This window comes from Natronomonas sp. (assembly GCF_046710025.1).
In the GTDB taxonomy this organism is placed as follows: Archaea; Halobacteriota; Halobacteria; order Halobacteriales; family Haloarculaceae; genus Natronomonas.
The window spans coordinates 1-22,096 of sequence record NZ_JBKEGK010000008.1; the positions used below are offsets into that span (position 1 = coordinate 1).

The following is a 22,096-nucleotide window of genomic DNA, read 5'->3' on the forward strand; positions in this document are numbered from 1 at the left end:
GGGTACCGGACTCGACAGACCTACTCGTCCCAGTCGCGAGCGTCCAGGCCGTTGGCAAGCCCCTCGATCCGGAGCACGTCCACCGTCCCGAACGGGTCGCGGCACTCACGGACCTGTCGCTTGGCGATCCGATACGCTCTGATGACCTCGTGACGGTGCTCACCCACGACGAGGGCGGGCTGAAGGGCCGTCCGGAGGGTGCTCGTGTCGTCCCACTTATAAACATGGTCGACAACGAGGGCCTCGAAGCGACGGCCCGACCCATCGCGTCGGAACTGTGTGCCTCGTCGCGGGTCGATCGGGTCGTCCTCGGGCGGATGGATCGAGGGCGAGTCGTCGACATCGTCGAGTGAGCCGGGGACCGGGTCGAGGCGACGCCGTAATCGTCATGATGATTCGACCGGAACGGACGGGTATGAGAATGGAGTTGCGGGTGTGTCAACACTGCTACGATGGGACCCACGGCAACGATCGGAAGACCGAGATCACGCGCGACATGGTCGCCTGCGCCGAGCAGATCCGCGAATACAAGGACTTTATCAACCTCGATGCGGTGTACATCACGAAGGTTGAGGACGGCGAGCCCGACGATGCGGAAGCGCTCTCGGTCGTCATCGCTGGCATCGAGGGTGATACGGTCACGCTGCGGGACACGCAGTTGGTGATCGAGGACGCCGACGAGCGCATCCTCGTCTACCCGGAACCGGCAGACATTCTCGAGGTGTTGGTTCGAAACCTCGACCAGATCGACCAACAGACCCGACAGAATGTCGGCGTTGAGCTCTCACCCGAGGGCGAGTCGATGCGGACGTGACCGCGGGTCGCCGGCGATGATCCGGTCTTAACTCGGTATCCACCGCGACAGGTTTACACCCGAGCGTTCAATACTGACGGTGATGGACACCGGAGCCTTCGTCTGTTCGTGTGCTGGGACCTGCGACATCGACCTAGAAGCGGCCCGGGAAGGGATCGAAGATGTCGAGGTCGCGGCGAGTTCGAGTCTGCTCTGTCAGGACAAGATCGGGGCCTTCGAGCAGGTCTTAGAGGAGTACGATCTCGATGAATTGGTCGTGACCTGCCCCCAATCGGAGATGCAGGAGAAACTAGCCACGGTCGCCGAGTCACAAGGAATCCGCCGCGAGGAGATCGAGTTCGTCGACCAGCGCGAACGGGCTGGATGGGTCCACGAGGAGGCGGCCGCGACCGAGAAGACCTCCCGACTCGTCAACGCCGCCCGAGCCGGGCGCCGGGAGACGACGATGCCGCGGAGTTCGATCCACCACGCTGGCTACGACATCGTCGTCGCCGGGGACCCTGAAACCGCCTCGGCACTCTCCGGGGCCGCGGATGTCACTTTAATTGCGGACGGCGCTGAACTCGCCGACGCTGACGTTGACGACGTCTCCGTCGAGCGTGGTCGTGTCGTTGATGTCGATGGCACCTACGGAGAATTCGAGGTGACGGTACGGGCGCAGGTGACGGAGGACTGCATCTCCTGTATGAAGTGCGTCCACGCCGGCCCCGACGGGATGGTGACGCGCCGGCCGGTCGACATCGACCCGGACGCACCCCGGGGTGACTGGATTGACGTCTGCCCGACCGACGCCATCGAGATGGACGGCGTCGAGCGGACGATCGAATGCGATCAGGTTGTCTACCCCGGCGGCGACGGCGGCCCCGTCGGCGGCCAGCGTGGCTTCTACACCGGACCGGTGGACGCGGTGACGATCGACAGCGTCGAACGGCTGCTCGGCGGGTTCGAGGGGCCGGACTTTCTGGATCTCGATATGGACGTCTGCGCCGCCGGCCACAACCGCGAGGCGGGCTGTAACGTCTGTGTCGACGCCTGCCCGCACGACGCGGTCGAACGAACCGCCGTCGACGAGGTCGGATTCCACCGCGACAGCTGTCAGAACTGCGGCGCCTGCACCAGTGCCTGCCCGACAGGGGCGGTCGGCCTCGACGACCCCAGCAACGAACGAATCGCCCGCGAGGTCGAGGCGCTTCTCGACCCCGGCGAGGACGATGGCGGATTCGTGAGCGGGCTGCTGGGCGGTTCCGAGAGCGCGATCGAGTCGCCGATTGTCGCGTTCGTCTGCTCCGAGCAGGCCCGGGACGCGCTCCGGGAGTACGGCCGATTGGCCGCCGCCGGGGCGCTCGAAGTCGAGTACCCGCCGATTCTTCCCGTGGAAGTCAACTGCACCGACACCGTTGGCGAGGCGCAGGTGCTACACGCACTTGCGGCCGGCGCCGACGGCGTCGCGATCGTCGGTTGCGGCGGCGAATGCCTCCACTCCGGGCCCGACCCGAAGGCCGAACTGGTCGAACGGCTCAACCGGGCGACGGCCGACCTGGGCCTCGGCGAGCGGGCCGACTTCTTCGCCCCTGACCCGGCCGATCCGAGCGCGTTCGTACAGGCCGTTTCGCGGTTTGCCGTCGAGACGCTCGATTCCTCCCCGATCCCCGTCGGTGAGCACGAGGCGACTGGACAACTGGATGACGCCGATCGCCCCAACCCGGCCTTCGACACGCACGGATGGGCCCTTGAGAGCGTCCGCGCGATTCTCGAACACGCCGACCCCGAGCGTGAGCACATCCGCGGCCTCGAGTCGTTCGGGATCGTCGATGTCGGTGATGGCTGTACGCTCACCCCAACATGCTCTGATTTCTGCCCCACCGACGCGCTCAGACGGACGGGCGACGGCCTGGATTTCAACCACGAGCGTTGCGTCAACTGCGGGCTCTGTGCGGATGTCTGCGTCGAGGACGTCATCACCCTCGAGAGCGGCCTCGACCTCTCCTTGCTACCGGAGCATAGCGACGACCCGATCGATCCGGCCTGGACGCAACTGTACGAGGGGACGATGCTGCGGTGTACCGATTGCGGGCGGGAGTTCGCCAGCGAGGCGACGCGGGACGCCATCGAGGATCGAGTCGGCGACAAACTCGAGAACATCGCCCCGGAGGCCGAGGAGAGCATCGTCAACTACTGTGCGGACTGTCGAGCCGAGCTAATCGGGATGTAAACGGCCACGGCCGGGTCGCAGTTTATGACTAGCTCAGCAGCTGAGTAACTAGCGGACCGTTGCTTCGATGACCTTGGGGCGTTGAGGTGAGTCGGGGGCGACTGATCGAAAGTCGAGTATCGGATATGTGTATAACTGCCAGGGCAGACTACGGGAGGAACTTTTAGAATAGTATGGGTTCGGAACGTCTAACGGAAGAAGGAGAAGGATACCTCGACGGTGAACACGATGCGGAAAACGGAGTATGGATACGGAACGGAGATCACAACGGCGCGCCGTCGGCTGGTGAACAACCGGGTGAGATATGAGCGATCGCCGATCGGCGCCTTGGATGTGCCCGCTCGACGAACGGATCATGGAGATCCTCAATCGGGAGGGCTGGTCGACCGCGCGGTTGATCGAGGACATCATGACAACGAACGCCCCGGAAGACCGAGCGCACGAACGTCTCGAGCTACTGTTCGATGCCGGCCTCATCGCCCCGATCTCCGAGGACGCATCGATGTACGAACTGACCGGTGAGGGACAGCGGTATTTCGATTGTGATCTCGACGCGGCGGAACACGTCGATAAACTGAATCCGCACGCTGCATAAATAAATTAGTAGTCGGCATCAGTTTCGATCAGCTTAATTAAATTCAGAATTGTTTGTTCCAACGGACTGATAAACGACTAGTGAATGGTCCTCAATTCTGTGATGGTATACTGTGGACGCATCATGCGTTAGACCTCTAAGGAATGTCCGGATATCATCTGCTGATAATGCTGTGTTCGCCACTAGAAGTGATCTTCCAAGCATAACAACTGTCGGAGAAATATCCATAATAACTAGCGATGCTGCAAATAACTCAGCAGCTGAGATGCAAGATAGAGTCCGCGTTTGTCACAGATCATCTATTGAGTTCGTACACGGCGAGTACTAGTGCCGCTTCAGCCGTGAATCGCTAGATTTATCGGATACAGCGTCTCTCGGTTAATTCTAGTAGTTCAGACTTGACGCGGCACTAGCCGGACAAAATATAATAGGTAATAGTCCTAGCGACGGCATATGTCATCAGGGAACAATGACCCAAACCCTGGCGATGATGGGTCACGATCCCCAGCAACGCCCCTCGATGGGTTGGACGATATCGATCAGCGCGTCAACGACCGGTATAGTGATATGAGGTCCTTCCGCGACATAGATATCGCGCCGTTTTGGTTTACCAAAGGGATGCCACTGGCGACCGACAACAACGACGAGCAGTATACCGAAGGCGTCGTATCGGCCGCGAAGAAGAGAGACAACTACTTCGATGCAGTGGCTGAGGGGAAGTACACAGGCGGGGACACATTCGAGCGTGGCGGGGAGCGATTATTCATTGGGGTGCCGGGTGCGAACTCGGTGCCGCTAGCAGGAATGGATTCACATCAGGGACGGATGCCGCCAGCGCCCGACCCGAGGGGAGAGGTGAATGCCGCGGAGATGCTCGACACGTACGCCATGGAACAGTTGCGGGATGTGCCGTTTACCGCTTGGCCCAACGAGCTGACCGGGCCGAAGGGAGACGATAGAGAGAGCGTCGAAGCGGTGCTCGAAGATGAGGACAGTTCAGACGCGCTGGTCAACACCATCGAGGCACTACGGGAAGACCTCGATCGGGCCGCCGGGGGTCCGGGCGAACGCTGGTACGACACCCAACGGCTGTTCGTCGAGGCCGGCGACGGCACTGTCGACTTTTGGGGGCCGTATATCTCGCAGTTCCTCGTACACAAGTTCGAACTGTGGTCATTGCCGGTCGAACAGCGGTACCTTCGCTACGAGGCCAACAAGGATTTCAACATCAAGCCACCGGACTGGCGAGACACCCTCGAAGGGAACGACGAATTCGCTTCTGAGACCGACCCTAGAGGCCCATCGGAGCCGCAGAGGTACATAGCGACGCCACGCCATTTGGCGACGATTGTCAACGCCGAACCGCCGTATCAAGAGTACCTCATCGCGGCGCTGCAACTTCTCAACGACGACGAGGTGCCGCTCGACCCCGGACTGGAGTACGTGATGACCGGCGACGACTTGCCCGACAGCGAGCGGGTGTTCAATTATACGGACGGCGGCCCAGTCGGGCTGCTCGACATGGTCGCACGAGCCGCTCGCGCGGCACTGCTGGCGGCGTTTCACCAGAAGTACGAGCGCCACTTCAGGTGTCGCCCGGAGACGTACGGTGGCCGACTACACGCACAGTTGCGGGACAACGCGGACTTCGGGATCGACGAGTTACTCACCAATGCGGACCTGATTGAGGCTCGCCCCCACGAGTCGGACTACCTCTCGACCGCCTACAAGGAGGGCTCACCCGTCCACCCGGCATACCCCAGCGGCCACTCGGTCATCGCAGGTGCCTGCGGCACCGTGTTGAAAACGTGGTTCTCGAACGTCGACTGGAGCGACATCGACTTGAATTACCACGTCGTCACCCACGAGCGCGACCAGCTTGGGGCCAGTTCCGGTGACGACCACCTCGGCACCGACGTGGCCGAGATCGAGGTTCCAGCCGACCACAACGGCGTTCATCAAGAGATCGACAAACTGGTTTCCAACGTCGGGCTTGGGCGAATGTTTGCCGGCGTCCACTACTACAGCGACCACTATTGGGGCGTCAAACTCGGCGAGCAGGTGGCCTTCGCACTCATGACTGACGTGTTCGCTAATGGAGCAGAAACTACCGTTGAGGGGGGACCGGAATTCATGCCATACCTACAGTACGATCCGAAGGCAAAGATCCAGATCCCCGGTGAGAAGCCCGCGGACACGCTGGACGAGCTCCGTCGGACAGCCGCAGAACACGAACCTGGAGCGTCCTGGCCACACTAAGTGCCGTTGCTATGTACCCTCGACCGTCCCGGAGGCCCCGCCCGCCCCACACCGCCAGCAGCGGGGGTTCGATTCGCTCGCCGGCCTCTCGCGAGGCGCTGTCGTGCTTCAGGTCGACACTCAACCCTGCACGATAGTCCTCGCAACTAGCTCGAATGACCGACTCCCGCTCGAAACAGCGGTGGTATTCGGCGACGGCCTCGTCGGCGAGGTGCTCGGGGGACGCGGCCCAATTCTCGATCAAGTGGTCGACGTAGAAGATGGGCTCGTGCGAGATAAGTCGCTCCGGGATGGGATGGGGCTGGGCGAGAAAGAGCCAGTGGTACATCCCCTCGCGTATCGGTAGTCCATCGCCTCCACCGTCTCCAGCGTGGGGATTATATCGAACACCGCCAGCTTTCGGACGCGGTCGGGATGGTCCAGCGCGTACCGGTAGCCCACACGGGCGCCACGGTCGTGGCCGGCGACTAGGTACTCCTCGTAGCCCAGCTCGTCCATGACTGCCACCATATCTTCAGCCATGACGCGATTGGTGTACTCGGCTGTCTCAGGGTCATCGGGACCCACGCTATCACCGTACCCACGGAGGTCCGGCGCGACGACAGTGTACTCTTCAGCCAACTCCGGGGCGATTTTGTGCCAGGCAGCGTGCGTTTGCGGGTAGCCGTGCAACAGCAGCAGCGGTGGCCCGTCGCCGCCACGCCGGAGGAAGATTTCCGCGTCACCGACGTCGACGCGCTGGTCCCCGAAGCTTGCGAACATATTACGAGGTTGCGCCCGTCGTCAACTGAACATTCCGACCCGGACGTTTCGGCGGTTCCAGAGTGGCGGTGTGGTGCAGTTGCTCCTCTTGCTGCGCCGGCGCCGCACGGTCCAGCAAGCACCGGCACCCCCGAGCCGTTGGAACTCTCTACTGTAACGGCTATAGTCAACGCGACCGTCGAAACATTCCTGCCGACGGGCGGTGAGGGAAGTCGTTGACACGCTAATCCAGTGAGCTCAGAATCGCTCACACGGCTCTGAGCGCCGCGCTGTTGCTGCTGAGACGATGTCTGAGAACCACCGCCGCCGAGGCACTCGTCCGACCAGAAGAGCAAAATCCGAGCACGTCCTAACAAAAGCGTGCTCTTCCCCACGCACCTCGTCATCGCAGCCCTCGTGGCCCGACGGCGATTCCCGGTCGTGTGGGCCGTCGCGGGCGCAGCACTCCCGGATCTCGTGGACAAGCCACTGGCCATGATCGGAGTGACGACGTTCTATCATTCAGTCGCCCACTCAGTCCTGTTCGGAATTCCGATTCTCGCTGTCTGGCTCGTCGTGCGGACGACCAGTAGAGGTCGCGTCATGCGGATAGTACAGGCGGGGGCGGTCGGGTGGGCGAGTCACCTCGCCGCCGACGCAGTCCACCTCTCGCTCAACGGCCGGCCGAGCAACACCGTGTTCCTGCTCTGGCCGCTCGTGAGCGAGTGGGACTCTATCGAAGCCGGTCCGGGTCCCTTCGTGGTGCAGTACGTCGGCACGCCCTCGTTTTACCTCGAAGCCGGTATCTGGGCCGTCGCGGGATATCTGCTTTTCCAGTGGCAATACAGTCGGACCGCAGCCGCGAAATCCTGATTCACTCTAGGTAGCCGAGCGACCGCAGCTGTTCCTCGTCAAATCCGGGGAGGTACGAGCCGTGCTCGACTACCCCACCCATATCCCTGAGCCTGTCGGTCAGGTCGGTCGGTGCACCGGCGGCAGTGTCGTCACCACTCCAGGTGGAAACAACGGTTTCTGCGCTCGGGTCACCAACGTCGTACATTGTCTGGACGACGTCGACCCCCTGATCTGTGCGGCGCCCGAACAGTTTGGTGCCATTGTCGCGTCGGACGCCACGGACCGTCCCGACATCGGTGAGCGACCCAGCGACGGTGACCGCGTACTCCCGCGAGAAAGTCGCCGGCGCCCGTGTTTCGCCAATATCGGCGCCGAGCATGGCCGGGAGGTCGACGAGAGAAACCTGCTCGGCCACCTCTGTCTCCGGCCAGTCGGGACGTGCCACAACCAGCGGCACGTGAACGAGAGACTCCCAGGACGCCGGCGGAACGTGACCGACCATTCCACGGTCCGTGTCGAGACACTCACCGTGGTCGGCGGTTACTGCCAGAATGTCCGTCTCCGGTCTGTACTGCCCGTCTTCGATGAGTTGCTCGACGAAATCGACCACAGAGTCGCCGAGTTCGGAACACGCAGTCCGATAGAGCCGCGACACCGATGCCAGGTCCTCTTTACTCACTGCTTCGGGACGCTCGAGTGCGATACGTCGGGACGTTGCCGCGGTCCGGTAGCGACCGGATACATCGGTGCTCTCGGCTCCGCGAGGAACGTGGTACGGGCTGTGGGTATCCATGTAGTGGACCCAGGAAAACGACGGTCCGTCGACATCCGAAAGGGAATCGAGGGCGGTCTCGTGGAGAAGACCTGCTGGCCGGTAGTAGGCGTTCGCGAGACCGTACCGCCTGGCCATCGGCCAGGCCCACCGGAAGTACCACCGTTCGATGCTTCTGGTTAGTCCGCGGGGTAACAGGTCGTCGAGCACGTTTTCGAGCCCTTTCGCGTTATTCGAGCCGGTGTCTTGCTCGAGCACGGAGCCGATGAGAGGGTTGTCGGTGACGACCTGCGTCTGGTACTCGTCTGCTCCCAGTGACTCCGGCAGCGGTTTCCCGTCGCCAGGCCCGTTACCGTCGATATACTGGCCGGTGAGCAAGCCGGGAACAGAACTGGCGGTGTGAGACGCCGGTGCCACTGCGTTCGTGAACCGCGTACCACCGGTGCGCTCTGCAACTCGATTCATTAATTCTTCAGCGTGGTCGGCCCGCAGTGAGTCGGCCGACAGGAGGTACACGTTCGGGAGGGCGGCCACGACTGGCCGCACGTGTTTCGGGATATTATGTGTGTCGGCGGACTGGGGTGACTTTTTATCGCCCGGACTGGCTCTGGCTGATGATCCTGCCCGCCGTCGTCGAACTGCTGCTCGGTCCTCAGGCCAACTGGTTCCGGGCACGCTCTCAACCAGCGTAGTAGCGCGAGTTGGTGACATAATAAAGCGAGTCAGCGAGGGCGGGGCAGCGCTGGTCGGCCTCGATAATGTAGGTGCCGCAGTACTCGCAGATTTTGGGTTCGACAGTGGCGGTGTCGCCGCCCGAGTCGGGGCGGCTCATCGGCTTTCACCGCCGGAAGATACTTTAGGCTGCTTACCTGAGGCACCGAAAATGTTTAAATTGTTATGGGTTCGGGCAGATTTGAACTGCCGACCTCCTCCATGTCAAGGAGGTGTCATAACCAGCCTAGACCACGAACCCTTACCAGCCTTTGACTACACTCATCGATATCCGGGTGATGTAATTGAAGCTTTCGGATCTCCGCCCATCTGTGGATCGGAAACACGGGACGAGAACGGCGGTGATAAAGAGATTTTTGACCGCGGTCATCAACGATACGCTTATATTTATGTACTCATTTGTACATTACAACCCAGTCTTGGTTACTAGTGATCATGATGAAAGAGTACATTCAGCGGGTTACCGACGGCGAGGACTTGACACAGGCGGACGCACGCGAGGCGGCCGGGCGCGTCTTCGAGGACGCGACCGAGGCGCAAATTGGGGCGCTGCTCGCGGGGCTCCGCGGAAAGGGGGAGACGGAGGGTGAGATCGCCGGCTTCGCGGAGGGGATGCGCGCCGCGGCCCGGACGATCGAGCCGAACCGGGAGCCGCTGGTCGACACCTGCGGGACCGGTGGCGACGGCCACGACACCATCAACGTCTCGACGACGAGCGCGTTCGTCGCCGCCGGGGCAGGCGTGCCGGTCGCGAAACACGGCAACTACTCCGTCTCGTCGTCGTCGGGCAGCGCCGACGTTTTGGAAGAACTCGGCGTCACGATCGATGCCGAACCACCGGCAGTCGAGGGCTGCATCGAATCAACCGGGATGGGGTTCATGCTCGCGCCCGTGTTCCACCCGGCGATGAAGGCCGTCATCGGCCCTCGAAAGGAACTCGGGATGCGGACGGTGTTCAACGTGCTCGGACCGCTGACAAACCCCGCCGGCGCGGACGCCCAAGTCGTCGGCGTCTACGACAAAGCACTGGTACCGGTGTTGGCGGACGCCCTCTCACGGATGGCGGTCGAGCGGGCGCTCGTCGTCCACGGCGCGGGACTGGACGAGATCGGCGTCCACGGCGAATCGACGGTTGCCGAAGTTGAGGGCGACTCCGTCGAAGAGTACACGCTTGCCCCCGAAGACATCGGCCTCGACCGATACGACCTTTCGGCCGTGGCCGGCGGATCGCCGGCGGAGAACGCGAGCGATATGCGGGGGATACTTGATGGATCGGTCGAGGGCGCGAAACGATCGATCATCCTCGCGAATGCGGGTGCGGCAATCTACGTTGCCGGGGCCACAGAAAGCATTGCCGATGGCGTCGACGCCGCCCGGGAGGCGATTGACTCCGGGGCGGCGAGCGGCCAACTCGAGTCGCTGCGTGGGTTCGAGCCATGACCCGGGCAAAGATCTGTGGCGTGACAACCCGAGAGGATCTTGAGGTAGTCGTCGAATCGGGCGCGGACGCGATCGGGCTCACCGTCGACGTCCCGGTCGAGACGCCCCGAGAGATCGATGCCGAGCGGGCAGCCAATATCGTCTCGGCGACCCCGCCGTTTGTCACGACGGTACTGGTTACCATGCCCGATCCACTAGAGTCGGTGACCGGACTGGCTGAACGCGTCGGGCCGGACATCGTCCAAGTTCACGGTGACTCTGCCCCCGAGGAGATCGCGTCCATTTCGGCTGACCTCGATGCAGGCGTGGTCGTGGCCGTCTCCCCTGACGACGCGCCGCGCTACGATACGGTCGCGGATGCGCTGCTCGTCGATTCGCTCGATGAGGCCGGGGCGGGCGGGACCGGGTCGACGCACGATTGGGAGCGCACGCGCGATCTTGTGTCCGATCTCTCGTCGCCGGTCGTCCTCGCCGGCGGGTTGACGCCGGAAAACGTCGCTGAAGCGGTCGAAACGGTCGACCCGTTCGCTGTCGACGTCGCCAGCGGTGTCGAAGAGCGGCCGGGGCGGAAAGAGCCCGTTTTGGTCGACGCCTTCGTTCGGCATGCACGGGGGCACCTGTGATCTCCGAGTCGGCGTTCGTCGAACTGGCCGATGCGGGACCGGCAGTCGTCCGCGCCGTCGCCGAGTTGGACGTCTCGACGGAGCCGCTGGACGCGTACGCCGCCCTGACCGGACGGACGACCGACGCCGAATCCGCTGCCCACGCGTTCCTCTTGGAGAGTGCACAAAAGGTCGCCTCGAGCGACCCGGACGGCGCGTTTAGGGCCGGCGACGGTGCCGGTCGTCACGCTCGGTACTCGTTCGTCGGCTACGATCCGGCGGCAGTCGTGACCGTCGACGGCGATGCCGGCGGAACGGTCGATGTCCTCGACGACCGATACGAGGGATTCGTCGATCCAAGCGGGGGCGACACGCTCGCGACGCTCCGGGGCGCGCTCCCGGACGTTCCGCTCCGGAACTTTCCCGAAACCGGACGCCAGCGACTCCAGGGGGGTCTGGTCGGGTTTCTGGCGTACGACGCGGTGTACGACCTCTGGCTCGAGGACGTTGGCCTCGAGCGCCCCGACTCCCGGGTGCCGAACGCCCAGTTCGTGCTTACGACGGCGACGCTGGTGTTCGACGACGCCGCCGGAACGGTCTCGCTCGTCTTCACCCCACTCGTCCGCCCCGAGGACGATCCGAACCGGATTTATGCGGACATCGTCGAGGAGGTTAGCCGGGTCGAATCGCTGCTCGCGGGCCACGACACCCTCGAGACCGACGGCTTCCGGCCGGTAACCGAGCGTGCTGGGGCGAAGTCAACATACGAGGCGGCCGTCGAACGGGCGAAAGAACACGTCCTTGACGGCGACATCTACCAAGGCGTCATTTCGCGGACGCGCGAACTGGACGGCGAGATAGACCCCTTGGGGCTGTACCAGTCTCTCCGGGAGATCAACCCCTCGCCGTACATGTACCTCCTCGACTACGACGACCTCGTGATAGTCGGGGCCTCACCCGAGACGCTCGTCTCTGTCCGGGGACAGGAAGTAATCAGCAACCCGATCGCGGGGACGTGCGCCCGCGGAACGAGCCCCGTCGAGGACCGACGCCTGGCCGGGGAGATGCTCGCGGACGGCAAAGAGCGCGCGGAACACACGATGTTGGTCGATCTCGCGCGCAATGACGTCCGCCGGGTCAGCGAGGCCGGCAGCGTCCGCGTCGAGGAGTTCATGAACGTTCTCAAGTACAGCCACGTTCAGCATATCGAGTCGACGGTAACCGGTACGCTCGCGGACGACTGCGATGCCTTCGACGCGACGCGCGCGTCGTTTCCAGCCGGGACGCTCTCGGGGGCGCCGAAGATCCGTGCGATGGAGATCATCGACGATCTTGAGGACCGCCCGCGCGGCGTCTATGGCGGCGGCGTCGGCTACGTTTCGTTGAGCGGCGACGCCGACTTCGCGATCGTCATCCGGACCGCCACTGTCGAGCGGGATGCGGGTGTCGACGGGACGGATCGGGTGACTGTCCAAGCTGGAGCCGGGATCGTTGCCGACTCCGACCCCGAAAGCGAACACGAGGAGACCGAACAGAAGATGGGCGGGGTGCTCGCCGCCCTGCGGGACATCGAAACGGGATCCAAACCGACGGAGGTCCGGTGATGACGGACGTGCTCTTCGTCGATAACTTCGACTCGTTCACGTACAACATCGTCGAGTACGTCAGCCAGCACAGCGGGACTGAGGTCGAGGTGCTCCGCAACACGGCCAAAATCGAGACGATCCGCGCTGCCGACCCCGATGCGATCGTCATCTCACCGGGCCCCGGCCATCCGAAGAACAACCGGGACGTGGGAGTCACCATGGACGTACTCAGGGAGATAAGCCCCGAAACCCCGACGCTCGGGGTCTGTCTCGGCCTCGAGGCGGCCGTCTACGAGTACGGCGGCACCGTCGATCGGGCCCCGGAACCCATCCACGGCAAGGCGTTCCAGATCGACCACGACGGTGAGGGCGTCTACCGGGGGATCGAACAGGGCTTTCAGGGCGGCCGGTACCACTCTCTCGTCGCTCTCGACGTTCCCGACTGCTTCGAGATAACCGCGACGACGGATCACGACGGAACCGAGTTGGTGATGGGTATCCGACACTGTGAGTACCCGATCGAGTGCGTCCAGTTCCACCCCGAGTCGGTCCTCACCGCCGTCGGACACGACGTCGTCGGGAACTTCTTACGATCAGTCTGACGCTGACAATTCGCGGTCGGTGCGACGTCACCGCGACCGATTGCACGGTCGGCCCGCTCTCGGTGACTCGGATACCTTGTCCAGCACGCGGTACTGCACGATCGTCCGGTTCGACCCGCCGATACCGAGAAAACGTCTTTTTCGAGTGATGTCTGGTAAGTGTCACGTCTCGGAATCAGGCGGCTCGGCGAGTCCGCTTCGAGACAGCGGACGACGCGGCGGGCCGGGGTCGACTCACGCGGCGACCGGTTCGATCATCCTCGATGGATTGCTGTCTCGAACCCCCAACTGTTTCCGATGGAAAGAAAGCCACGCACGTCGGTTTCGCTGGATAAATTTCACTTTCACCCCGGACTGAGTAGTCTTATGTGCGTCCGGTTAGTTCCATCCGGTCGTACGCGCGGGGCACACGTATACCGGATCCGAGACACAGCAACGCGTGCCTCAGAGGACCCATCGAATCGCCGATATATTCCCCGATGCCAAGGGTTATCCGGCATGCACCAGTACGCAGACTTCGTCACAAATGACCCGCACAGGACACTTCGTTGAACGCATTACAGCAGTAAAAAAAGCGGCACCGACCCGGAGGGCGGAGTGATGGCCGGGGCCGACCCTTCCGCGGACGAACTCACTCTTCCGATCAAACGGACGACCGGCGACACGATGGCGAATCGCCTCACCGGCAACGCATACCACAACATCCTCCCCGCTCGGTACCTCCGGAAGGACAGCGACGGCGAGCCAATAGAGGAACAGGAAGACCTCTTCGAGCGCGTCGCAAAAAACGTCGCGCTGGCCGAAGCCGTTTTTGAATCCGAAAAGCAGGGTGTCGAGATCACCGTCACGCCCGATCAACTCAAACCCGACCACCCCCGCCGCGACGAACTCGCGGCTGATGTGTTCGGAGCAGGGGCCACCGCCGATTCGGACGCTGAAACGACCCTTTCGGTGTACAACGTCAACAAGTTCGCCTACGAGACGGTGGTCCCCGAACTTCCCGAAGAGGTCCAAGCCCACGTTGAGGACACCGCCGAGGCCTTCCGTGAACAGATGGAGCGGCTCTCGTTCATGCCGAATTCGCCGACGCTTATGAACGCCGGCGATGAACTCCAACAGCTCTCAGCGTGTTTCGTCGACTCGCCCGAGGACGACATAGACGATATCCACCAAACCGCTAAAGAGGCCGCAGAGGTGTTCCAGAGCGGCGGCGGGATGGGGTATGCCTTCTGGCGGCTCCGCCCCTACGGCGACGCGGTCGGCTCGACCGGCGGAATCGCGTCCGGGCCGATAACGTTCATGCGCACGTACGATCAGATGTGTGAGACGATCGCCCAAGGCGGCGCCCGCCGCGGCGCACAGATGGGCGTCATGCGCATCTCACACCCCGACGTTATCCAGTTCATTCACGCGAAGAACAAGGACGTCTCCCTTGCCGAGACGCTCCGCCTGAACGACCCGGACGACTTCACTCACAACTCCTTCGAGGACGCCCTAGAGGAGGCCCGCGAACTCATCGACGACGAGGGGAAGGTGCCCGAACACCTCCGGAACGCGGTCGAAGGACACCTCTCGAATTTCAATATCTCCGTCGGCGTCACCGACGGGTTCATGGAGGCGCTGAAGGCCGGCGAGGAGTACACGTTCACCAACCCCCGGACGGGCGAGCCGCACGTTGCCACGCCCGAGACGAAAGAACTCTACGACATGTTCGGTCTCGGCGAGCATGTCGAGGTCGGTGAGACGCTATCGGTGCCCGCCGAGAAGCTCTGGGAGCACATTCTTGAGGGCGCCCACGAGAACGGCGAACCCGGCGTCGTCTACCTCGAACGAATCAACAAGGAGCACTCCTTCGACGTGGAGGAACACCCGGAGCACCGAATTCTGGCGACTAATCCGTGTGGCGAACAGCCGCTTGAGGAGTACGAGGCCTGCAACCTCGGCCATATCAACCTCTCGACGCTCGCGGACCTCGAGTCCCCGGATTGGCGGGTCTGGTACGACGACCACGGCGAGGAGTACGCCGACCTCGAAGCCGCCGTCGACGCCTTCCTTGAGGAGGCCATCGACTTCGAGGCGTTCGACGAGCGTATCGCGCTCGGTACGCGGTTCCTCGAGAACGTCGTCACGATGTCCGACTTCCCGGTGCCGGAGATCGAACAAAAGGTTCGGGAGATGCGGAAGATCGGCCTCGGCGTGATGGGCTTAGCACAGCTGTACATCCAACTCGGCATCAAGTACGGCTCCGAGGAGGGCAACGAGGTCGCCCGACAGGTGATGCGGCATATAAACCACGGCTCGAAGTGGGCCTCCCACGAACTCGCCGAGGAACGCGGTGTCTTCGAGGAATGGGGGAAATCGAAATACGGCAATCCCACGGAGTACCGCGAGTGGTTCGAGAAACAGACCGGTCTCGACGCCGACGACTGGGAAGACGGCTTCGCGATGCGGAACCACAACACGACGACGATCGCGCCGACCGGGACGACCTCGATGATCGGCAACACCACCGGCGGCTGTGAGCCAATCTATAACGTCGCTTTCTACAAGAACGTCTCGGACGACGTCCAAGGCGACGAGATGCTCGTCGAGTTCGATGATTATTTCCTCCGCGTCCTGGAGGAGAACGATCTCGACGTCGAGGCGGTCAAGCGGGAAGCCCAAGAGCAGATGGCCGAAAACGCGTTTGATGGCATCGACGGCCTCTCGACGGTTCCCGACGCGATCGGCGAGCTGTTCGTGACGACCGGGGCCCTCTCGGCGAAGGACCACGCTGGCGTCCAAGTCGCCTGCCAGGAAGGCGTTGATTCGGCTATCTCGAAGACTGTCAACGCACCCAACGACTCGACGCTGGAGGACGCAAAGGACGTCTTCGAGTACATCTACGACCACGGCGGCAAGGGTGTTACCTACTACCGCGACGGCACCCGGTCGAAGCAGGTGCTCACGACGCGAGCGAAAAACACCGAGTTCGCCGACGAGGCGGAGGCCGCCGAGGCGATCATCGAGAACATCGAAGAGATCTTCGGCGGCATTGAGGACTTCCTCGACAGCGAGGAGGTTGCGGCGGTCCTCGAAGCGGACGTCCGCGAACTGCTCGACGTCTCCCCCGGACTCGGGAAGAAGCAGGCCCGCCCCGACGTGCTCCACGGCGTCACCCAGCGGATCGACACGGGCTACGGAAAGCTCTATGTCAATATCAATGAAAACCCCGAGGACGGCCGCCCGTTCGAGCTGTTCGCGAACATCGGCAACTCCGGCGGGTTCACCGCCTCCTTTACAGAGGCGCTGGCGAAGACAATTTCGACGGCGCTCCGCTCGGGCGTCGATCCCCGAGAAATCGCCGACGAACTCCAGGGTATCCGGTCGCCGAAGGTCGCCTGGGACAAGGGCGAACAGATCAACTCAATTCCGGATGCGATCGGGACAGCGATGCGCCGCTACCTCGACGGCGAGGTTGACAAAGCCTATCCACAACAGCAGAACCTCACGGAGATCGCCGACAACGCCGATCGATCGGAGGACACGGAACGGCCGGTCGATGATAGCTCCGTGACGCCCCCCGAGACCGACGGCGGCGCGGTCACGGACCCGGGGGCGAGCGGGCGGACGGGCTCGCCGGCGTCGCCGAACGACGACACCGACGCCGCACAGTCGCTCATCGACGCGGGCGAGTCACCCGAGTGCCCCGACTGTGGGAGCATGACGCTGTACTACTCCGAGGGCTGCAAGACCTGCGAGAGTTGCGGCTGGTCGGAGTGTTGAACCGGTAGACGAGTAGAGCGTGTTCGGGGTGCGGCCGACGGCTCGCCCCGATGACTTTTTTTATCGCCTCGTTCGCGTTATCTGTATGGGCAACGAGGCGGGCGGGCGGCCGTGTCCGATGTGCGACGCGCAGATGTACAAACGCCACTGTAAGTACGTCTGCCCACAGCACGGCGTCGTCGTCGACTGCAGCGACCCGTTTGTATTTTAAACCGTCTCCGCCGTTTCGCCAGCGAGGCGGCGGTAGGCGGGCCGCGACAGCGCCATCAAGAGTGCGAGTGCGGCCGCCGTCCCGATCAAGAGTGGGCTTGCGGTGGGGCCGGTCGTGGCGAGTTGCCCCATCGAGGCACCGAGCAGGACCGCCGTTCCGACCCAGGGTGCCTCGCCCAGCGCGGTCCCGAGGGCATAGGGCCGGAACGGGACTTCGGCGATTCCGGCGGCGTAGGAGACGGGGTCGGTCGGAAGCGGCGCGAGCCTGACGGCGATCACGCCCCGAAGGTCTCCGGTCGTTCGCCTGACGACCGCCCCGGCGTCGCCGACCCGCGCCAACAGCCCCGCGTCGTGGCCGAGGTGGCGCGCGAGCAGGTACGCCGGTAGCGTCGTAACGACGGCGCCGGCGAGCGCGACCGGAATCGCACCGGGGCCGAACAGGTACCCCAGGAGGATCGACAGCGCGCTGATGGGCCACGCGAGCAGCGGCCGGGTGAGATACAAGACGAGAAGAACGACCGCGAGCAACACGGGACGGCCGGCGAGTGCGTCCATCTCGCCGAGGATTGCTTCGGGGGAGACGGAGAGCGCGGCGGCCGCCGCGATCGACCCGAGGACCCCGATGCCGAGCAGTTGCCGAACGGTCGCGCGATGCACGCGAAAAGGAATCGCCCGCGGCGACAAACCTCTTGTGGTCGTCCCGGCGGGGTCGCTACGCGCGAGTGTCTCGGATGCCGCCGCCGAGCAACGCGCTCGCCCCTGATCGCTATCGATCCATGCCTCTAAGACCACCCACAACGTAATCGGCGCGTGGCGCGAGACGAGGACCCCGTCGAACTTGGCGTGCAGTTGCTCGCCCGCCTCGAGCACGCCGAACTGTCGCTTCCCGAGGTCGTCGATCGGATCGAGACGGTGAGCACGCACCCGGAGACGACGCGAGCAATATTAGAGGAAGCCGAGCGCCGCGGGCACATCCGTCGGGATGGCGAGACGGTTACGCCGGTCTCCGGGCGGTTCCTCAGCTTCGAGAGCGAGGTTGTCTCTCGGGAGGGCGACTTCGAGTGTCGCCGCTGTGGCGCGTCGATCTCGACGGGATATTTCATGAACCTTGCGGCCGGCGAGCACGGCCCCTTCGGCTCCTCTTGCATCCGGAAGGTGACCGGCCGGGAGTAACCGGCCGGGCGTGCTCCGTCGGACGCGGTCGGGCGGGAACGCCGACGGAGGACGCACCACTCCGTCGTTCACCGACCGCGCCGAAGCTCGTCCACGAGTTGTTCGAGAAGATCCTGTTGGCTCTCGATGAGTTCGGTCTGTTGTTCGACTTGTTCCGAGAGGTCATCAACGTGCTCCGAGAGGGTATCGACCTGCTCCGAGAGGGCATCGATCTCGCCCGTTCGATCGGTGATCGTCCCGTCGCTGTCTGCCGTGCTCTGTGGCTTCGAGTCTTCGTCTGTTGCCGTGTCAGTCCCCGCGTTGCGCCGGTACACCGCCTCCGAGGGGTCTTGATCCGCGGGGAGTGACCGGCCGGTCGTGACGGCGTTGCGTTCGTCGGTCGAGCCCCGGTCGTCGTCCGCGCCGGCGCCGTTCGTCCCGGACGGTTCAGTGCCGCCGGTGTTCGCCCCGGTACCCTCCGCCGGATGAGTGTTTTCTTTTTTATCCTGTTCCGACTCGGCGTGTTTTGCCCGGAACGCCTCGATGGAAGCGACATCGTGAAACGCGAGAACCGCTGCCTGGATCCGCTGGCGGACGGTTCCGGCGTGTTCGTTCGGGACCTTAACCCGACGGCGGCGGTCCTCGGTCTCAAGCACGACCTGCGTCGCCACGCTGCCGCGCTCGAAGTCCAGGCCGGTCAAATCGGCGTACTGGACGGTTTCGAAGTCCCCGTCCCAGACGGCGTTTCCGACGTGTTCGAACAAGCGCCGGTCGGTGACGATGACGGTGAGTTCGCTGAATCGAAACAACGCCGATAGCTCTTCGTCGGGGGTGATAGCGCCGGTGGTCAGGAGGATACCCTCTATCATCGACTCGACGACCGAGTCCGAGATATCGGACGGGACGGTGAAGCTCGCCTCGCCCTCCATCGTTTCGAGTTTGATCGAACTCTTCCGGCGCTTCGTCCGGACCGAGAGTCGCTCGACGGCGTGCTCGAACGTCTCGATGGACTCGTCCCGCAACAACCCCTCCGAGCGATAGAGGTAGGTCCGTTTGGGTGTCACAGCGATTGCGTCTCCGCCGCCGATGTCAACGGTGTCGATGATCGCCTCATCGCTGACGGCCTCCGAAAGCAGGTCGGGCAGTTCGCTCATACCTGTGGTGTGCCCGCACCACAGTATAAAACGGTGTGATCGTGCGGGGCGGTGACACCCCGAATCGACCGAGGGAGATAGGAAAGTTGAAGGGCGAAAGCGAGCAACCAGTATGTGAGCCCGGGTGGCTTAGCTGGACATAGCGCCGCACTCATAGGGTACGAGGCGGTAGCCGCGATGTCCCGAGGCGCTGCCTGCGCCTCGTTCCTGGGACATGCGGAGATCGAGGGTTCGGAGCCCTCCCCGGGCACTTCTCAAGATCTTTATATTCGCATAGAGCCACGCATAACGGCGATTCGCTGGGGGTATATTCGAGTGAGTGACTACAGCTTCCAGCCGCGTTTCGGCTGCCTCGACTGCACGGACCCGACGATCAGTACGATCGAGAGTCCCGGCAAGAGGGCGCGCGCAGTCCGTGTCGAGACGTCCGCAGATGATATCGACACGGTAACCGAGGTGATATAAAAGGCCCGAGCGCTCTGTATGATTTGATGGAGACATCGACAGTCACGCCGGGAACCCTGTTCTGAGCATTCCGAGGAGGCGGGTCCTAACGTCGAGATTGGATAGACTTCGGTTCGAGGCCCGACAACCGGCCTTCATCCGAGCGGTCCGCGAACAAACTACGGCTCTCCCAGCCAGCCGAGATATGCGACGACTCCCAATCCCACAGTAATCAACATGAACGACAGCAACGAGAGACGTGGGATCGTGAATACGCCGAGTCCACGCCAGAGGATTCCGCCACAACCTCCGACGCCACAGGTTGCCCCGCCGGTCGGCGAGATCTGTATATACGTATGGTATGCTGCGATCCCCGCGCCGAGCCCCGACAACGGTATGGCGGTCTTCCAGACCGTCATTCGGCCCTCGTATGCCCCCATACCGAGAATGACTACCAGCGGATACATCAGGATTCGCTGATACCAGCACAGTTCGCACGGCGTGTAGCCAGCGACTTCGCTAAAATAGAGACTCCCGACAGTGGCGATGAACGCCACAAGCGTGCAACCGACTACTATTCGACGGCGCATACCGTACTCTCGGCTGAAAACAAAGTTGAACGTTCTGGTCCTGATTAAGGCCGCACTACGGTACAAAAATAACGCGAGTGCTCGCGGGAGCCCACCGGTGATCCGTGTGCTTCGGAACCGTTCACTAATAACTGTATTCGAAAACCATACTGATGCGAATTCCGGCGTCAACCAGCCTGCCGACAGGTTTGCCGACGACGAGCCATGCGGTCGTCCCGACGATATGTGAAACGAAACCGATTTCGACGTCCTTGCCGACATTCCGGCATGGAACTTCCGTTCGAGACCGAACTCCAGGTCCGGTTTCGCGATCTCGACACCCTCGGACACGTCAACAACGCGGTGTACGCGACGTATCTTGAGCAGGCCAGGCTCCGATACTTCGATCGCGTGTTGGACGCCCCGTGGGAGGAGCGCGAGATGGTGCTCGCGAGCCAGTCGGTCGAGTTCGCCCACCCACTAACGATTGACGACCGAACGGTTCGGGTCGCCTGCGGCGTCACCCAGATCGGCGGATCGAGCTTTCGGATGCGATCGCGCATTTTTGCCAGCGATGAGGGGGAACCAGCCGCAACCGCCGACGGAACGATTGTTGCGGTCGAGGACGGCGAGCCGAGCCGGATCCCCGACTCGTGGCGCCAGCGGTTCGCCGAGTTCGAACCCGGACTTTGAGCGGGTAGCGAGACTCGAACGCCCGGCGTCCGATGTCGACACGCTGATTGTGACGGCCGCCCATGTTCGGGTGTGGAGTCAGACGATCCGACGGTCATCCGCGTACTCGCGGTGACGACCGACGACATCGTGACCGCCATCGAGGCCAACGAGCGACGCGACGCGGGGGCCGTCCTGCGCGTGACGCCGCCGTTTAGCGGGCGGATGCGGGCCCGTCTCCACCTGGACGGGACCGAAAGCGAGTACCAAGACCCGCAGCCGCTGCACGTCCCGCCGGAGCGATTTCTCGAAACCATGCCGCCGTTTCCCTCGCCGGACGACACGGAGGACGAACTCCGATCCGACCCGGAGAAGACGTACACGCCCGAGCGCCATCGGACCCGCCACGAGGCCGCCGTCGAGGCGTGGCGCGACCGCGTCCAGGCGGCGGTGTGCGAGGGGACGACGATCGAAACCCCGGTGGGTGTCCACGAGGTGCGGATCGCGACGCTCGGTTGATCATCGCCGTCGGGCGCTCAAGACGGCTGCAAAACGGGTTTTGAAATGTTTGCGTGCTGCTCGATCCGCTATGAAACGTCCATGCTGTGGCCGGAGACGGTGTAAAATCCGGTGAAACGACCCGAACCCTCGGTCGGGTATTAGTGGTCCCCGGGCATTGCGACAGACACGATGAAACCCTCCACGTCACCGAACGAACACGGCTGGCCCGCTCGAAGTGCCTTGCTCCCGAAGCCGCTCAAGGCCGGGGCGTTCTGGTCCGCCGTCCTGTTGCCGTTCTGCTCTTTCGTGCTGTTTCTCGGTGGTCTCGGGACAAGAACTGAGTACCTACTCTTCGGGTCGCTTGTGCTCGCAAACGTCGCCGCGTTGATTATCGGACACAGCTACGGTCGGTGACGGCC

21 protein-coding genes, 2 tRNA genes and 1 pseudogene are annotated in these 22,096 nt (G+C 63.1%); 17 read left to right on the forward strand and 7 right to left on the reverse strand.

What is annotated here, in order from left to right; all coding sequences use genetic code 11:
* The 5 genes and pseudogenes from ACI944_RS01205 to ACI944_RS01225 form a co-directional block, all read left to right on the forward strand.
* Nucleotides 1–353 (forward strand): annotated as a pseudogene (locus ACI944_RS01205) (putative selenium-dependent hydroxylase accessory protein YqeC); the annotation flags it as partial.
* A 62-nt stretch (nt 354–415) separates the two neighbouring features.
* On the forward strand, nt 416–814 hold the full coding sequence (locus tag ACI944_RS01210) for a hypothetical protein (RefSeq protein WP_411717242.1): 399 nt from the start codon (nt 416–418) through the stop codon (nt 812–814).
* An 82-nt stretch (nt 815–896) separates the two neighbouring features.
* Nucleotides 897–3,026 (forward strand): hydrogenase iron-sulfur subunit, encoded by a 2,130-nt coding sequence (locus ACI944_RS01215; RefSeq protein WP_411717243.1) that lies wholly within the window; start codon nt 897–899, stop codon nt 3,024–3,026.
* 304 nt (nt 3,027–3,330) lie between these two features.
* Entirely contained in the window at nt 3,331–3,621 is a 291-nt protein-coding gene (locus ACI944_RS01220; RefSeq protein ID WP_411717244.1) for a winged helix-turn-helix domain-containing protein, read from the forward strand.
* A 567-nt stretch (nt 3,622–4,188) separates the two neighbouring features.
* Nucleotides 4,189–5,880 (forward strand): hypothetical protein, encoded by a 1,692-nt coding sequence (locus tag ACI944_RS01225; RefSeq protein WP_411717245.1) that lies wholly within the window; start codon nt 4,189–4,191, stop codon nt 5,878–5,880.
* A gap of 240 nt (nt 5,881–6,120) precedes the next feature.
* Here ACI944_RS01225 and ACI944_RS01230 read toward each other — a convergent pair whose 3' ends face one another.
* Nucleotides 6,121–6,642 (reverse strand): alpha/beta fold hydrolase, encoded by a 522-nt coding sequence (locus ACI944_RS01230; protein ID WP_411717246.1) that lies wholly within the window; start codon nt 6,640–6,642, stop codon nt 6,121–6,123.
* Nucleotides 6,643–7,002: 360 nt separating this feature from the next.
* Here ACI944_RS01230 and ACI944_RS01235 point away from each other — a divergent pair, with 360 nt between their 5' ends.
* Nucleotides 7,003–7,494: a metal-dependent hydrolase gene (locus ACI944_RS01235; protein ID WP_411717247.1), complete on the forward strand. Its 492-nt coding sequence runs from the start codon at nt 7,003–7,005 to the stop codon at nt 7,492–7,494.
* A gap of 1 nt (nt 7,495) precedes the next feature.
* Here ACI944_RS01235 and ACI944_RS01240 read toward each other — a convergent pair whose 3' ends face one another.
* The 3 genes from ACI944_RS01240 to ACI944_RS01250 all read right to left on the reverse strand — a co-directional run bounded on the left by ACI944_RS01240 (nt 7,496) and on the right by ACI944_RS01250 (nt 9,221).
* On the reverse strand, nt 7,496–8,782 hold the full coding sequence (locus ACI944_RS01240; protein ID WP_411717248.1) for a sulfatase-like hydrolase/transferase: 1,287 nt from the start codon (nt 8,780–8,782) through the stop codon (nt 7,496–7,498).
* 145 nt (nt 8,783–8,927) lie between these two features.
* On the reverse strand, nt 8,928–9,080 hold the full coding sequence (locus ACI944_RS01245; RefSeq protein WP_411717249.1) for a hypothetical protein: 153 nt from the start codon (nt 9,078–9,080) through the stop codon (nt 8,928–8,930).
* Nucleotides 9,081–9,146: 66 nt separating this feature from the next.
* A tRNA-Val gene (locus tag ACI944_RS01250) sits at nt 9,147–9,221 on the reverse strand.
* Nucleotides 9,222–9,418: 197 nt separating this feature from the next.
* Between ACI944_RS01250 and trpD the strand changes: the two genes are divergently transcribed.
* From trpD to ACI944_RS01280, 6 genes are all read left to right on the forward strand, one after another.
* Entirely contained in the window at nt 9,419–10,420 is a 1,002-nt protein-coding gene (gene trpD / locus ACI944_RS01255; RefSeq protein WP_411717268.1) for an anthranilate phosphoribosyltransferase, read from the forward strand.
* Nucleotides 10,417–11,043 (forward strand): phosphoribosylanthranilate isomerase, encoded by a 627-nt coding sequence (locus ACI944_RS01260; protein ID WP_411717250.1) that lies wholly within the window; start codon nt 10,417–10,419, stop codon nt 11,041–11,043. Before trpD ends, ACI944_RS01260 begins: the two co-directional genes overlap by 4 nt.
* A complete protein-coding gene (gene trpE / locus ACI944_RS01265; RefSeq protein ID WP_411717251.1) occupies nt 11,040–12,626 on the forward strand; it encodes an anthranilate synthase component I in 1,587 nt (528 codons plus the stop codon). The genes ACI944_RS01260 and trpE overlap by 4 nt, the downstream gene beginning before the upstream one ends.
* Nucleotides 12,626–13,210 (forward strand): anthranilate synthase component II, encoded by a 585-nt coding sequence (trpG, locus tag ACI944_RS01270; protein WP_411717252.1) that lies wholly within the window; start codon nt 12,626–12,628, stop codon nt 13,208–13,210. Before trpE ends, trpG begins: the two co-directional genes overlap by 1 nt.
* A gap of 600 nt (nt 13,211–13,810) precedes the next feature.
* On the forward strand, nt 13,811–16,975 hold the full coding sequence (locus ACI944_RS01275) for an adenosylcobalamin-dependent ribonucleoside-diphosphate reductase (RefSeq protein WP_411717253.1): 3,165 nt from the start codon (nt 13,811–13,813) through the stop codon (nt 16,973–16,975).
* Between the two features lie 85 nt (nt 16,976–17,060).
* Entirely contained in the window at nt 17,061–17,186 is a 126-nt protein-coding gene (locus ACI944_RS01280; protein WP_411717254.1) for an HVO_2523 family zinc finger protein, read from the forward strand.
* Here the strand turns inward: ACI944_RS01280 and ACI944_RS01285 are convergent.
* The gene (locus ACI944_RS01285) at nt 17,183–17,842 is read right to left on the reverse strand and encodes a TVP38/TMEM64 family protein (protein ID WP_411717255.1); all 660 of its coding nucleotides are present in this window, start codon (nt 17,840–17,842) and stop codon (nt 17,183–17,185) included. The two genes, ACI944_RS01280 and ACI944_RS01285, sit on opposite strands and share 4 nt — an antisense overlap.
* A 153-nt stretch (nt 17,843–17,995) precedes the next feature.
* Here ACI944_RS01285 and ACI944_RS01290 point away from each other — a divergent pair, with 153 nt between their 5' ends.
* Nucleotides 17,996–18,358, forward strand: coding sequence for a DUF5830 family protein (locus tag ACI944_RS01290; protein ID WP_411717256.1), 363 nt, complete (start codon nt 17,996–17,998; stop codon nt 18,356–18,358).
* A 68-nt stretch (nt 18,359–18,426) separates the two neighbouring features.
* On the opposite strand, the gene ACI944_RS01295 is transcribed toward ACI944_RS01290, so the two are convergent.
* Nucleotides 18,427–19,491 (reverse strand): hypothetical protein, encoded by a 1,065-nt coding sequence (locus ACI944_RS01295; protein ID WP_411717257.1) that lies wholly within the window; start codon nt 19,489–19,491, stop codon nt 18,427–18,429.
* Between the two features lie 118 nt (nt 19,492–19,609).
* On the opposite strand from ACI944_RS01295, the gene ACI944_RS01300 reads away from it, so the two are divergent.
* Nucleotides 19,610–19,741: transfer RNA gene (locus tag ACI944_RS01300), tRNA-Met, on the forward strand.
* 373 nt (nt 19,742–20,114) lie between these two features.
* Here the strand turns inward: ACI944_RS01300 and ACI944_RS01305 are convergent.
* Nucleotides 20,115–20,525, reverse strand: coding sequence for a disulfide bond formation protein B (locus ACI944_RS01305; RefSeq protein WP_411717258.1), 411 nt, complete (start codon nt 20,523–20,525; stop codon nt 20,115–20,117).
* Between the two features lie 267 nt (nt 20,526–20,792).
* Here ACI944_RS01305 and ACI944_RS01310 point away from each other — a divergent pair, with 267 nt between their 5' ends.
* The 3 genes from ACI944_RS01310 (at nt 20,793) to ACI944_RS01320 (ending at nt 22,091) form a co-directional block, all read left to right on the forward strand.
* Entirely contained in the window at nt 20,793–21,197 is a 405-nt protein-coding gene (locus tag ACI944_RS01310) for an acyl-CoA thioesterase (RefSeq protein WP_411717259.1), read from the forward strand.
* 72 nt (nt 21,198–21,269) lie between these two features.
* Nucleotides 21,270–21,695, forward strand: a complete 426-nt coding sequence (locus ACI944_RS01315; protein ID WP_411717260.1) for a hypothetical protein — start codon at nt 21,270–21,272, stop codon at nt 21,693–21,695.
* A gap of 171 nt (nt 21,696–21,866) precedes the next feature.
* On the forward strand, nt 21,867–22,091 hold the full coding sequence (locus ACI944_RS01320; RefSeq protein ID WP_411717261.1) for a hypothetical protein: 225 nt from the start codon (nt 21,867–21,869) through the stop codon (nt 22,089–22,091).
* Nucleotides 22,092–22,096: the final 5 nt, after the last annotated feature.